At 63.6% G+C, this 13,223-nt stretch carries 14 protein-coding genes and 1 other RNA gene; 7 read left to right on the top strand and 8 right to left on the bottom strand.

Annotation, left to right across the window (positions count from 1 at the left end; all coding sequences use genetic code 11):
* Positions 1-105 precede the first annotated feature (105 nt).
* Positions 106-1,071, top strand: coding sequence for a magnesium/cobalt transporter CorA (gene corA / locus NFG58_RS01200; RefSeq protein WP_222569905.1), 966 nt, complete (start codon positions 106-108; stop codon positions 1,069-1,071).
* 22 nt (positions 1,072-1,093) lie between these two features.
* On the opposite strand, the gene NFG58_RS01195 is transcribed toward corA, so the two are convergent.
* The 5 genes from NFG58_RS01195 to grpE form a co-directional block, all read right to left on the bottom strand.
* A complete protein-coding gene (locus tag NFG58_RS01195; protein WP_045992284.1) occupies positions 1,094-1,366 on the bottom strand; it encodes a DUF2218 domain-containing protein in 273 nt (90 codons plus the stop codon).
* 105 nt (positions 1,367-1,471) lie between these two features.
* Positions 1,472-2,386: a DMT family transporter gene (locus tag NFG58_RS01190; protein WP_348827431.1), complete on the bottom strand. Its 915-nt coding sequence runs from the start codon at positions 2,384-2,386 to the stop codon at positions 1,472-1,474.
* 213 nt (positions 2,387-2,599) lie between these two features.
* Positions 2,600-3,736, bottom strand: coding sequence for a molecular chaperone DnaJ (gene dnaJ, locus NFG58_RS01185; protein ID WP_045992286.1), 1,137 nt, complete (start codon positions 3,734-3,736; stop codon positions 2,600-2,602).
* A 90-nt stretch (positions 3,737-3,826) separates the two neighbouring features.
* A complete protein-coding gene (gene dnaK, locus NFG58_RS01180; RefSeq protein WP_045992287.1) occupies positions 3,827-5,752 on the bottom strand; it encodes a molecular chaperone DnaK in 1,926 nt (641 codons plus the stop codon).
* 159 nt (positions 5,753-5,911) lie between these two features.
* The gene (gene grpE, locus NFG58_RS01175) at positions 5,912-6,556 is read right to left on the bottom strand and encodes a nucleotide exchange factor GrpE (RefSeq protein ID WP_045992288.1); all 645 of its coding nucleotides are present in this window, start codon (positions 6,554-6,556) and stop codon (positions 5,912-5,914) included.
* Between the two features lie 396 nt (positions 6,557-6,952).
* Between grpE and recN the strand changes: the two genes are divergently transcribed.
* The gene (gene recN / locus NFG58_RS01170) at positions 6,953-8,626 is read left to right on the top strand and encodes a DNA repair protein RecN (protein ID WP_213227359.1); all 1,674 of its coding nucleotides are present in this window, start codon (positions 6,953-6,955) and stop codon (positions 8,624-8,626) included.
* A 228-nt stretch (positions 8,627-8,854) separates the two neighbouring features.
* Here recN and fur read toward each other — a convergent pair whose 3' ends face one another.
* Positions 8,855-9,301 carry a ferric iron uptake transcriptional regulator gene (gene fur / locus NFG58_RS01165; RefSeq protein ID WP_045992290.1) on the bottom strand — a complete coding sequence of 149 codons (447 nt, stop codon included), beginning with the start codon at positions 9,299-9,301 and terminating at the stop codon, positions 8,855-8,857.
* A gap of 72 nt (positions 9,302-9,373) precedes the next feature.
* Between fur and NFG58_RS01160 the strand changes: the two genes are divergently transcribed.
* Positions 9,374-9,829 (top strand): outer membrane protein assembly factor BamE, encoded by a 456-nt coding sequence (locus tag NFG58_RS01160; RefSeq protein ID WP_045992301.1) that lies wholly within the window; start codon positions 9,374-9,376, stop codon positions 9,827-9,829.
* A 164-nt stretch (positions 9,830-9,993) separates the two neighbouring features.
* Here NFG58_RS01160 and NFG58_RS01155 read toward each other — a convergent pair whose 3' ends face one another.
* Both NFG58_RS01155 and NFG58_RS01150 read right to left on the bottom strand, forming a co-directional pair.
* Complete coding sequence (locus NFG58_RS01155; protein WP_045992291.1) at positions 9,994-10,293, bottom strand: RnfH family protein; 300 nt, start codon at positions 10,291-10,293, stop codon at positions 9,994-9,996.
* A gap of 88 nt (positions 10,294-10,381) precedes the next feature.
* Positions 10,382-10,816: a type II toxin-antitoxin system RatA family toxin gene (locus tag NFG58_RS01150; protein WP_045992292.1), complete on the bottom strand. Its 435-nt coding sequence runs from the start codon at positions 10,814-10,816 to the stop codon at positions 10,382-10,384.
* Between the two features lie 221 nt (positions 10,817-11,037).
* Between NFG58_RS01150 and smpB the strand changes: the two genes are divergently transcribed.
* From smpB to NFG58_RS01130, 4 genes are all read left to right on the top strand, one after another.
* Entirely contained in the window at positions 11,038-11,529 is a 492-nt protein-coding gene (gene smpB / locus NFG58_RS01145; RefSeq protein ID WP_045992293.1) for an SsrA-binding protein SmpB, read from the top strand.
* A gap of 54 nt (positions 11,530-11,583) precedes the next feature.
* Positions 11,584-11,963, top strand: a transfer-messenger RNA (tmRNA) gene (gene ssrA / locus NFG58_RS01140).
* 263 nt (positions 11,964-12,226) lie between these two features.
* A complete protein-coding gene (locus NFG58_RS01135; protein ID WP_348827430.1) occupies positions 12,227-12,691 on the top strand; it encodes a hypothetical protein in 465 nt (154 codons plus the stop codon).
* Positions 12,692-12,870: 179 nt separating this feature from the next.
* A complete protein-coding gene (locus NFG58_RS01130) occupies positions 12,871-13,062 on the top strand; it encodes a hypothetical protein (RefSeq protein ID WP_348827429.1) in 192 nt (63 codons plus the stop codon).
* The last annotated feature ends 161 nt before the right edge of the window (positions 13,063-13,223 follow it).

Below are 13,223 nucleotides of genomic sequence, written 5' to 3'. Positions count from 1 at the left end.
AACGCCGAACAGCGATGGTCGCCTGGGCGCAACATGCAGTCGGCAACCGCGACGTAGCGTCTACCTTTTCCTCAGAACCACGATAACAACCGCAAGGGGACAACGATGATCGTCAACTGCGTGGCGTATGAAGAAGGACGGCGTCTTTGCAACATCGACAGAGGCGAGATCGATGACTACCGCTCGCGCTCGAACTGCTTTGTCTGGGTGGCGCTGCACGACCCGGACGCCGAGGAGCTCTCCACCTTTCAGGACATCTTCGCGCTGCATGAACTGGCCGTGGAGGATGCCCTGGTCGGCGAACAGCGCCCCAAGGTGGAGGAATACGGCGACGCTCTGTTCGTCGTCACCCAAGTGATCAGCGTCAATCAGGGCGAGGTGCAGCATGGCCAGCTGGCCATCTTTGCCGGTCCCGGCTATGTACTGTCGGTACGTCAGCACTCCGGGCGTGGATTCACCGACGTGCGCGCCCGCTGCGAGCGCGAGCCCGAACTGCTCAAGCAGGGGCCGGCCTTCGTGCTCTATGCGCTGATGGATGTCGTAGTGGACCGCTACTTCCCGGTGCTCGAAGAACTCGAGGCCGAACTGGAAAGTATCGAGGACCAGATCTTCGTCCGTGGCAGCGCCCGCGCCAGCCTTGAGCGGCTGTATCAGCTCAAGCGCCGCACCATGTGCGTCAAGCACGCGGTGACCCCACTGGCCGAAGCCAGCTCCCACCTGTTCGGTGGACGCGTCCCGACGCTGTGCTACGAGACCCAGGACTACTTCCGCGATGTCTACGACCACCTGCATCGAATCGAGGCGGCCATCGATACCATTCGCGAAACCATCATTACCGCCATCCAGGTCAACCTGTCGATGGTGGCGATCGACGAGAGCGAGGTGCACAAGCGCCTAGCCTCCTGGGCGGCGATCTTCGCGGTAGCGACCATCCTCGCCGGCATCTGGGGGATGAACTTCACCCATATGCCGGAGCTGGACTGGCGACTGGGCTATCCGCTGGCGCTGGGGATGATGGTGCTGTGCTGCGGCGCGCTCTACCGACGCTTCCGTCGCACCGGCTGGCTATAGCGCCAATCGCGTCCAGCCAAACTCACTGCCAGACGACGCTGAGCGGCTCCTTGCCCGCCATCCGCTCCAGGTGGCTGGCCACCACGTCCTTGAGGCGCTCCAGCCGCTCGGCGTCCTCGGCCTGGAGATCGACGCTGAGCTGCGAGTCGGACGCCTTCATCCAGCACTCGCCGCCGGGGAACACCACGTGACCGCTCTCGGCATCCACCTCGAGCTTGTGGGCCCAGTGCTTGCACAGGCGATTGATCAAGCGTTGCCCTGATGCGGTCTCGACGAAGGCTCGGGATTCCACCATGCTTTCCACCGTTTCTGAGAATACGAATATATCGCAGAATCATATCCCCCATGTCATCTCGGCGTCAGGCAACGGCGTGTTGCTGTTCATCGTACCCACGCATGTCTAGCCGTTCTCGGGCGGCGAGCGCCGGCGCGGCCACCCCAGGCGACGGCCTTCCATGGCGGCCAGGGCGGCACCGCCGAGCAACAGCGGCAGCGCCAGCAGAAAGCCGCTCGACAACGGCTGGCCAAACAGCCAGAGATCGGCCAGCACCGGCCACACCAGGGCGATGTACTCGAAGGGGGCAAGCCTCGACACCTCGGCGAAGCGCAGCGCCAAGGTCATGCAGATGTGCGCCGCGCCCCCCAGCAACCCGGCCAGGATCAGCAGCGTCAGCGTCTGGGTCGGCAGTGCTACCCAGCCCAGCGGCAGGGTCGCCAGCCCCGCCAGGGTGCAGGCCAGCACGAAGTAGAAGGCGATGGCACCGGCCCCCTCTGTGCGCGAGATGCGCCGCACCGTGACCAGCGCTGCGGCGGTCAACGACGCCCCCAGCACACCGAGCGCGTAGCCCGACAATTGGCCGGCCTTGTCGGCGTTACCGATATCCGGCACCACCAGCACCGCCACCCCGCCCACGGCGAGCAACAGTGCCAGCGCTCGCGGTGGGGTAAAGCGCTCGCCCAGCAGCACCACGCCGCCGATCGCCATCAGTACCGGCGCCAATTGGGCCAGCAAGGTGGCCTCGGCTACGGGCAGGCGCGCCAGGGCCGCAAAGGTGGCAAACATCGAGGCGGCGCCGAGGCTCGAGCGCAGCAGATGGCCCAAGGGGCGCCGGGTCGCCAGCCCTGCCGGAAACTCCCGACGCCAGGCCAGAAACAGCACGATCGGCAACAGCGCAAAGGCCGAGCGATAGAACACCACCTGGCCCAGCGGCACCTCGTCGCTCACCCACTTCACGCACACCAGCATGGCGGCGAACAGCACCCCGGAGGCGATGCGCAGCACGATGCCCGCCAGGGGCCTATCCCTATCACTCATGATCATCGTCCCTGTTCAGAAGAGCCGCGCCGTCCACAAGCTCTGCCCCACCCAATCAAGCTGCCCATCAGAAGCGCCCGAGCGTGACGCCCCGCTGACGGCCCATGTGCAGCCGACACAAAAAACCGACCCCCGGCGCCAGGCGTCGGGGGTCGATCATCGTCACTAAGCCCTGGTCGGCGCAGGATCACGCCTGGCCCGAGGCTACGCGACTTACAGCTTCATATCTTCGAAGAACTTCTTCACCCCGTCGAAGAAGCTCGACTTCTTCGGCGAGTGCTGGGCGTTGCTGCCACCCAGGCTGTCCTGGAACTTGCGCAGCAGATCCTTCTGTTCCTCGCTGAGCTTGACCGGGGTTTCCACCACCACCCGGCACAACAGATCGCCGGCGGGGCCGCCGCGTACCGGCTTGACACCCTTGCCGCGCAGTCGGAACAGCTTGCCGGTCTGGGTTTCCGCCGGAATCTTCAGCTTCACCCGACCATCCAGCGTCGGCACTTCGAGCTCACCGCCGAGGGCTGCGTCGACGAAGTTGATCGGTACCTCACACTGCAGGTGACGCCCTTCGCGCTCGAAGATATGGTGCGGCTTGATCGCGACCTGCACGTACAGGTCCCCGGGCGGACCGCCGTTGATACCGGCTTCGCCCTCGCCATTGAGACGAATTCGATCGCCAGAATCGACGCCGGCCGGAATCTTCACCGACAGGGTGCGGGTCTCGCGCACGCGACCTTCGCCATGACAGGCGTGGCACGGCACCTTGATGTGCTGGCCGCTACCGTGACAGGTCGGGCAGGTCTGCTGCACGGCAAAGAAGCCCTGCTGCATGCGAACCTGACCGTGTCCGTGACAGGTCGGGCAGGTTTCCTTGGTGGAACCCGGCTCGGCACCTTCGCCGTCGCAGCGCTCACATTCGATGTGACGCGGCACACGGATGTCGACACTGGTGCCGGCCACCGCGCTCTCGAGGTCAAGCTCGAGGTTGTAGCGCAGGTCGCTGCCCCGCTGGGGCGCATTGGGGTTACGACGTCCGCCGCCACCGCCGAAGATGTCACCGAAGACATCACCGAAGATGTCACTGAAGCCGCCAGCCCCGGCGCCGCCAAAGCCACCACCGCCCTGGCCGTCGACGCCGGCATGGCCAAACTGGTCGTAGGCCGCACGCTTCTCGCTGTCGGTCAGGACCTCGTAGGCCTCGGACACTTCACGGAATTTTTCCGCCGAGGTGTCATCGTCCGGGTTACGGTCCGGGTGGTACTTCTGTGCCAGGCGCCGATAGGCCTTCTTGATGTCCTTCTGATCGGCACCGCGCTCGACACCTAGTACCTCGTAGTAGTCTCTCTTGGACATGGGTCTGTCCGCCTCCGTCGCGACGCTCAGCAACACCAACGCGGGAGTCCGGCTCCCGCGTTGGCGTCATCCGAGGTTCAGATGTCGTGGTTACTGCTTTTTCTGGTCGTCGTTGACTTCTTCATACTCGGCGTCGACCACGTCATCTTCCTTCTTGGCGCCAGCGTCGGCGTCACCCGCCTGCTGGCCAGCGTCCGCCTGCTCGGCGTACATCTTCTGCGCCAGGTTGCCGGAGGCCTCGGTCAGGGCGTCGAGCTTGGCCTGGATGGCATCCTTGTCGTCGCCCTGCAGCGCTTCCTCGAGCTCCTTGATGGCGCTCTCGATGGCCTGCTTCTCGTCTTCGGAGGCCTTGTCGCCGGCTTCCTCAAGGGTCTTGCGAGAAGCGTGGATCATGCCGTCAGCCTGGTTGCGCAGCGCCACCAGTTCCTCGAACTTCTTGTCCTCGTCGGCGTGGGCCTCGGCGTCGCGGACCATCTGCTCGATCTCGTCGTCGGACAGGCCGCTGGAGGCCTTGATGACGATGGACTGTTCCTTGCCGGTGGCCTTGTCCTTGGCGGACACGTTGAGGATACCGTTGGCGTCCAGGTCGAAGGCGACCTCGATCTGCGGCACACCGCGCGGCGCCGGCGGAATGTCCGACAGGTCGAAGCGACCGAGCGACTTGTTGCCGCTGGACTGCTTGCGCTCACCCTGCAGCACGTGAATGGTCACGGCGGTCTGGTTGTCGTCCGCGGTGGAGAACACCTGGGTCTTCTTGGTCGGGATGGTGGTGTTCTTCTCGATCAGCGGCGTCATCACGCCACCCAGGGTCTCGATACCCAGTGTCAGCGGAGTCACGTCCAGCAGCAGCACGTCCTTGACGTCACCGCCGAGCACGCCGCCCTGGATCGCAGCACCCACGGCCACGGCTTCGTCCGGGTTGACGTCCTTGCGGGCGTCCTTGCCGAAGAACTCGGCGACCTTGGCCTGAACCATCGGCATACGGGTCTGGCCACCGACCAGGATGACGTCGTCGATCTCGGAGGCGGACAGGCCGGCGTCGGACAGTGCGGTCTTGCACGGCGCCAGCGAACGGCTCACCAGCTCTTCCACCAGCGACTCCAGCTTGGCCCGGGTCACCTTGACGTTGAGGTGCTTGGGACCGGTGTTGTCGGCGGTGATGTAAGGCAGGTTGACGTCGGTCTGCTGGGCGCTGGACAGCTCGATCTTGGCCTTCTCGGCGGCTTCCTTCAGGCGCTGCATGGCCAGGTTGTCGCCGGACAGGTCGATACCGCTGTCGGCCTTGAACTGGTCGACCAGGTAGTTGATCAGCTTGAGGTCGAAGTCCTCACCACCCAGGAAGGTGTCGCCGTTGGTGGCCAGCACCTCGAACTGCGTCTCGCCGTCGACGTCGGCCACTTCGATGATGGAGATATCGAAGGTACCGCCACCCAGGTCATAGACCGCGATAGTCTTGTCACCGCGTGACTTGTCCATGCCATAGGCAAGGGCAGCCGCGGTCGGCTCGTTGATGATGCGCTTGACCTCGAGACCGGCGATGCGACCCGCGTCCTTGGTGGCCTGACGCTGGCTGTCGTTGAAGTAGGCCGGCACGGTGATGACCGCCTCGGTCACTTCTTCGCCCAGGTAGTCCTCGGCGGTCTTCTTCATCTTCTTCAGCACTTCCGCGCTGACCTGGGGCGGTGCCAGCTTCTTGCCCTTGACCTCGACCCAGGCGTCGCCGTTGTCGGCTTCGGTGATGGTGTAGGGCACCATCTTGATGTCCTTCTGGACGACGTCGTCCTTGAAGCGACGGCCGATCAGGCGCTTGATCGCGTACAGGGTGTTTTCCGGGTTGGTCACCGCCTGACGCTTGGCCGCCTGACCCACCAGGGTCTCGCCATCATCGGTGTAGGCGATGATGGACGGGGTGGTACGTGCGCCTTCTGCGTTCTCGATTACCTTGGCGCTGTCGCCGTCGAGCACGGCCAGACAGGAGTTGGTGGTACCAAGGTCAATGCCGATGATGCGTCCCATAGGAAATCCTCGAATTCGTGTCTTGCGTAACTGAAGTTTGGCTTGCGGCGTTCGCCGCGGGGTTGCCGACTATCTGGGGGGCGTCTCCGCCGATTTCAAGGCCCCATGTTCAACTCCTGTCGACAACCCGTATCGGTCAGGCCCCGTGGGCCGGATGTTTCAGCCGGCCGCCTGGCTCACTACCACCATCGCCGGGCGCACCAGGCGTCCGTTGAGCACGTAGCCCTTCTGCATCACGTCGATGACGGTGTTGGGGTCGACCTCGGGGTTCGGCACCATGGCCATGGCCTCGTGGTACTGCGGGTCGAACGGCTCGCCCTGGGGCTCGACGATCTCGACGCCGAACTTGGCCAGTACGTCGAGCTGCATCTTCAGGGTCATGGAGACACCCTCGCGATGCACCTCGGAGGCGTCCTCACCCATGGCCTCAAGCGCCTTTTCCAGGCTGTCGACCACCGGAAGCAGGTCCTTGATGAACTTCTCCAGCGCAAACTTGCGCGCCTTCTCGGCCTCGGCTTCCGCCCGCCTGCGCACGTTCTGCGCCTCGGCGGCGGCACGCAGGGCCTGGTCCTTGGCCTCGGTCACGCTCTGCTCGAGCTCCTCGACGCGGGCCGCCAGCACCTCGGCCTCGGGGTTGTCACCGCCTTCCACGGCCTCGGCCTGTGCCTCATCCTCAGCCTGATCGACGATGTCCTCGAGTTCGCCCTCGACGGCCTCGGCAGCATCGACCGCCTGCTCCGGCTCGCCTTCCTGCTCCTGGCGAGCGAGTTCGTCATCCAACGGGGTCTGGGGATCTTTGGCCATGTGCAGCCTCCTGAAGAAGTCCAACAATTGCGGTAGCACCGCCTGTACAGTGGCTGGTCCGGGGACCAGAGGTTGCAGAGGTATATGGGGTTGGCCACAACAATCTCAAGGGGAAAGACGCAGATCCTGATCAGACTTTCCCCGGCAGGCCCAGGATTTGCCGCAGCGCTGACCCGCAACCACTGAAGCTGCTGCGCAAGGATGCATTGAGGGCGCGCCTGGACTACTGTATAAACAGACACTACATGGATGGATAAACAGTAATGACAAGCCCATCCGTTGCGCCATATCGATGCTCTAGCTATTGCGCGAGCGATTGCCGCACCCATCGCCCTGTACGACCGCCACCCTTGCACTGACCGTCGCACCGCTCGGTGACGCCACCAGGAGGCACGCATGCTGACCGAACTCTCGATCCAGGACTTCGCCATCGTCGACCACCTCGAACTCGAGCTCGAGGGCGGCATGACTGCCATCACCGGCGAGACCGGCGCCGGCAAGTCGATCCTGCTTGGCGCCCTGGGCCTGTGCCTGGGCGAACGCGCTGACGCCGGCAGCGTGCGCCACGGCCAGTCCAGAGCCGACCTGAGCGCGCGCTTCGACATTGCCAATCTGCCCAACGCCCGGGCCTGGCTTGCCAACCGAGAACTGCCCGATGACGACTGCCTGCTGCGTCGCGTGGTCACTAAAAGCGGTCGCTCCAAGGCCTGGATCAACGGCCAGCCGGCCACCATCGCCGACCTCAAGTCGCTGGGCGAGACCCTGATCGAGATCCACGGCCAGCACGCCCACCAGGCCCTGCTGGCCGAGGACACCCACCTGCGCCTGCTCGACGACCTGGCCGGCCACCGTGAATCGGTGAGCCGACTGGCCGAGCTCTATCGGGAGTGGCAGTCCACCCGGCGACAACTGAAACGGCTGGCCGACGACGGCGATGAAATCCGCGCCCGTCGCCAGCTGTTGCGCTATCAGGTGGAAGAACTCGACCAACTCGGCCTGGGCGAAGACGAGCTCGAGCAGCTCGAACGTGAACAGGAGCTGCTGGCCCACGCCGAATCGCGCCTGGCGGAGACCCAGTTCGCCCTCGACTGCTGCGATGGCGAGGAAGGCGGCGCCCTGCCCCTGCTCCACCAGGCCAGCCAGCGCCTGGCCGCCCTGCCCGGCAGCGACAAGGGAGCCCTGGCCAACGCCATCGCCTTGCTCGGTGACGCCAGCATTCAGCTCGAGGAAGCCGGTCGCGAACTGCATCAGGTGGTCGCCGACGTGGAGCTGGACCCGGAGCGCCTGGCCTGGGTAGAGCAGCGCCTGGGCGAGGCTCACCGCATCGCTCGCAAGCACCATGTACTGCCCGACGAGATCGTCGCCCTGCACCAGCGCCTGACGGCAGAACTTCAGGGGCTGGAGGGCGGTGACGAGGACCTCGAGGCGCTGACCGAGAAGGCCGACGCCCTCAAGGCAGAATGGCGTGCCCTGGCAGAGACCGTCAGCGCCGCTCGCCAAAAGGCCGCCAAGCGCTTCGGCAAGGAAGTCCAGCAGCAACTGGCGTTTCTGGCCATGGGCAAGGCCCGCTTCGAGGTCGACGTCAGTCGGCGCGATGCCGCCGCCCCAGAGGGCATGGACCGGGTGCGCTTTCTGATCGCCGCCAACCCCGGCCAGCCGCCACGCCCGCTGGCCAAGGTAGCCTCCGGTGGCGAGCTGTCGCGTATCAGCCTGGCCATTCAGGTGATCGCCGCCCAGCACTCCACCATCCCCAGCCTGGTGTTTGACGAGGTCGATGTCGGGGTATCCGGTGCCACCGCCGAGATCGTCGGCCAGCTGCTCAAGCGACTGGGCCAGGGCGGCCAGGTACTGACGGTGACCCACTTGCCCCAGGTCGCCGCCCAGGCCCACCACCATCTGCACATCGAGAAGAAGGCGCGCAAGGATTCCACCCGCACCCGCATGGCACACCTCGACGAAGCCGGGCGGGTCGGCGAGCTGGCGCGCATGCTCGGCGGCGTCAAACTCTCGGACCAGACCCTGGCGCATGCCCGCGAGATGCTCGACGCAAGCCAGCGGGCGCACCACTAGGTCTGGCGAACCCAGACAGTAGCGAAAAGCGATACTGAAGAGCAGTACCCAAGAAAAAGCAGCATTTTACAGCGAGCCGACAACGCAAGCGCCACGCCCCCAATTGACGGGGACGTGGCGCTTTTGTGTACCCACTGACCGCACAGCGCTGATCACATCTTCCAGACACGAGAAAGCCTCCGCCCGGGGGCAGAGGCTCTTGCTCAGCGCTACGCGCAGAGGGATCCGTTACTTCTTGGCGATGCCTTCCTGACGCGTCGCCTTGGAACCCTTGGGTCTGACGTAGAGGACCAGCGCGTGATCGACGAGTTCGAAGCCGTGCTCCTCGGCGATCTCCTGCTGCCGACGCTCGATGGTCTCGTCGAAGAACTCGATGATCTCACCGCTTTCCAGGCACACCATATGGTCGTGATGCTCTTCCTGGGAGAGCTCGAAGACCGCATGGCCACCGTCGAAATTGTGTCGGATCACCAGGCCCGCCGACTCGAACTGAGTCAGCACGCGATACACCGTCGCCAGGCCCACATCTTCACCGGCTTCGAGAAGCGTCTTGTACACGTCCTCGGCGCTGAGGTGGTGCTGATCGGTGGCAGATTCGAGGATCTGCAGGATCTTTACGCGCGGCAGAGTGACTTTCAGTCCAGCCTTGCGCAATTCATGGTTCTTGTCGGCCATGGTTGCTCTTCGCAGTATCAGGTAGGGTCGGGTATGATCGACCGACCCCACGATAGTGAAGAACAGGCGCAAATGCAAAAGTTGACCGGAATTGTCACCCTTTCACTGGCCCTGGCGCTGACCAGCGGCTGCACCTACTTCAGCGTGTACAAGCGCGACCTGGCACAGGGCAACCTGGTGACCAACAGCATGGTCGAACAGCTGCGCCCCGGCATGTCCCGACAGGAGGTCATCAACCTCATGGGCTCGCCGCTGCTGGAGGCCCCGTTCAGCGCCGACCAGTGGGACTACGTCTACCGTCTCGACGAAGCTTACGGCGACGTGATGCAAAGACGCGTCACCCTGACCTTCGCCGGCAATAACCTGGTCAATATCGACCGGGAAGGCGACTTCAGCATGAACCCGGACGTTGCAGGCAAGCATAGCTACGGCGTAGGCCCCACCAGCGGCGGCGGCGACGATAACCCCGAGGGCGAAGCCAATATCGAGCCGATCTACAACCGCACGGTGGATCCCGAGCGCGAGTAAGCCGTTGGCGCCAGCGAGAACACGCATCAGGGTGGCCACAACGGCCACCCTGGTTGGTTCTACGCCTGGTTGGTTCTACGCCTGGTTGGTTCTACACCTAGGTGCTTCCATGCGCAGCGCCTTCGCTCAGACGGCGACGCACCTGCCCCGGCCGCCCAGGGTCGCTAGGAGGAAGAGCGGCTACGAGCCGCCCTCTCTGCCCTCGCCGCCTTGGGATCGATCTTCAACGGTCGATAGACCTCTACGCGATCACCGTCACGCAGTATCTGCCGTGAGGGTTCTTTCAACGCCTTGCCGAAGATACCGAGACTGGCCTCGCTGAAGGTTTCCACAGGCAGTTCGGGAAACAGCGACGGCAGGTCGGCCAACGCCAGCGCTTCGCTGGCGGTCGTGCCCTTGGCGACGCGCAGCGCGACAAGACGTTGCTTATGCGGCAAGGCAAAGGCCACTTCCACGCGAAGCACCTCGTCGCTTGCGTCTTCCTTTATATCTGGCCCCGCCGAGTGATCGGCAGGTGCCGGCTCGACTCGAGGAGCCGAGGGTCTTGCGCTGTCAGCGGCCATAGAGCTCATCGGCACGCCGCGTGAAGGCATCCACCTGCTGGCCCGCGATCTGCTGGAAGACCTTGCCAAAGGCCATGCCGAGCAGCCGGCTGGAGAACTCGAAGTCCATCTCCAGGCTGACCTTGCACACGTTCTCGCCCATGGTGATGAATTTCCAGCGCCCGTCCAGTCGCTTGAACGGCCCCTTTACCAGCGACAGCTCGATACGGTCAGGCTCGTGCAGGTCATTTCGGGTGACGATGGTCTGCTCGATGCCGGCCCGCCCCAGGGTCATTTCGCCGATCAGGTGCGATTCGTCCTTCTCCAGCAGCCGCGCGCGACGACAGCCCGGCAGAAACTCCGGATAGCGCTCGAAATCGTTGACCAGATCGAACATCTGCTTGGGGGTGTGCCGCACCATGGCGGACCGATTGACGGTTGGCATTGACCTCTCCGCTGACTTCCAGAAGCCCAGGGCGTATCATGAGCGGTTATTTCGGCCTCAAATGGTAGCACGCTTCCCCGGCAGAACTGGAGACAGCCGAAAGGGGGACCGACGGGCAGCGCCGCCGTGGCAACCGCCTGGCGTCGACCCGGAAGGCTACATATCGGGCCGCATCGGTTACGAAACCGCTTCCACGACCGATTCAGACATCAAGAGGTTCCATGGCCAGCAAGAAGGGAAAGGACAAGGGTCCCGGCAACAACACCATCGCCCAGAACAAGAAGGCGCGCTTCGAATACCATATCGACGAGTCCTTCGAGGCCGGGCTGGTGCTGGCGGGATGGGAGGTCAAGAGCCTGCGTGCCGGCAAGGCCCAGCTCACCGACACCTACATTCTGGTGAAGAACGGCGAGGCCTGGTTGCTCGGCAGCCATATCATGCCGCTCAACACCACCAGCACCCACGAGGTGGCGGACCCCACGCGCACGCGCAAGCTGCTGCTTCACCGCAAGGAGATCGCCAAGATCTTCTCGCGCACCCAGGACAAGGGGCACACCTGTGTGCCGCTGAAGCTGTACTGGAAAGGCAGCCGGGTGAAGTGTGAGCTGGCGCTGGTGACGGGCAAGAAGCTCCACGACAAGCGCGCCACCGAGAAGGATCGCGACTGGCAGCGTCAGAAGGGCCGCGTCATGCGGGAACAAAACCGCGCCTGAGCCGTCAGATGTAGTACAGACCGCCGGATCTTTGGTACACTGGCGGGGCGTTACGGGGGCGACATGGTTTCGACGCCGATGACAACCCCTGAGGTGCATGCCGAGAGCGTGATGTATCTCGTAAATCCAACATCACGATTAAATAGTCGCAAACGACGAAAACTACGCTCAGGGCGCGCTGGCAGCGTAAAAACTGCTAGCTTCTAGTCCTACCCGGCGGCGACGTGCTCATCCGTTGCCAATGGGCTACGAGCCAAGATAGGTGAGATCGCGGTTGGCGCTGTCCTCTCGTCAATCGCTAAACTTTGGAGGAATCGCGTTTCGGGATCCTGCCCGTCGGAGCCCGAGGCGTTAAATCAAATGACGGAACTAAGCATGTAGAGCCAATGGGCGAGTGTCGGCGGACGCGGGTTCGATTCCCGCCGCCTCCACCAATCAAGCAAGCGAATCAAGCACCTACGGGTGCTTTTTTCGTTTATTGGCCAACCTATTAGCCATCCCCTGAAGTGGTAGCTGGCGCCTGTTCTGCCCTGTAAGCAGGTGGCAGCCCTTCACGCCCCCACGAAACGGCTACGCCCTGGCCGGTGCTTTTCGATTCCCAGCTAGGAACGCGGGTTCGGTTCCGGGCTTGCAGCAGGTCCCTGCCCCTCAAAGACCCTTCACCCGAGGGATCACCGTCGCCGGCTACGCCAAGGCCATGACTGGCGACCTGGGCGAGGTGGTCAAGCCCTACCTGAAAGCGGGGTATTCGGCGGTCTACTATGATCCGAGGGCGGCCGGCTTCGAGGGCCTGGACGACCTGGCCACCGTCGATGCGGCCGATGTTGACACCATCACCAGCGAGGAACCCGACATGAGCGACAATCTGACGCCCGAGGACGCGGCGAGGATCAAGGCGGAAGCCGAGCGAATTCTGGCCAGCGAGGAAATCGCGGACATGCACAACTGGATACTGCACGAGCGGATCGTGACGGCCTGGCAGATGTATCACGAGGAGATGTGGCGGGAGCTTCAACGTTTGGGGATCGGCAAGGAGTTCGCCGTGGTGCAGCAGAACCGGATGTGGAGGGAGAACGACCTACTAGAGGCGGGCGGGATGCCGCCCAACGAGGCGCAGAAGATTGCGGAGCGGGAGCATCTGATGTTGGCGCCGGACGGCTAGACCGCGCAACCGAGCAGCGCGAGCCCGAGAGTATCACCACGGCCAATGCCTGCCCGAGCAGCAGTTGCTCCGCCAACCTCATTGTAGCTGGGGGCGGCCAAGGCCGACTTCAGGAAGAATCAGGCAGCCATCAGTATTCCGTCGTATGTTAAGTGGCAAACCGCAGACAGGAGAGCCCCATGCCTCCCACACGCAAACCACACCGTGAAGCCAGGTTTCAAAAGCGCAAGACCACCGACCTGGCCCCCTGGATGCTCGCCACCGGCATGAATGAAACTCAGGAGCGGCGCGGGGCCTGGTTCGGGCTGTGCCTGAGCCTGGCCCCGCTGGTCATCATCGGCTTAATCCTTTTGCTCCAGTATCTTGTCTAGGACTCAGAACGCGCTGTTCATCTGCATCAATGGTGTCAACTCTTCGCCAAGTACTAGCTATTGCTAAATGGAGGAGCTTGAGCCTGACTACTCGTTATTACTCGCCAACTACTTACTATCTCTGACCCGGCGTTGATGAGTGCAGCTCGGCGCATGGCATT

It is taken from the genome of Halomonas sp. RT37 (genome assembly GCF_040070525.1).
In the GTDB taxonomy this organism is placed as follows: Bacteria; Pseudomonadota; Gammaproteobacteria; order Pseudomonadales; family Halomonadaceae; genus Halomonas; species Halomonas litopenaei.
This window is presented reverse-complemented; position numbering and strand designations above follow the sequence as displayed.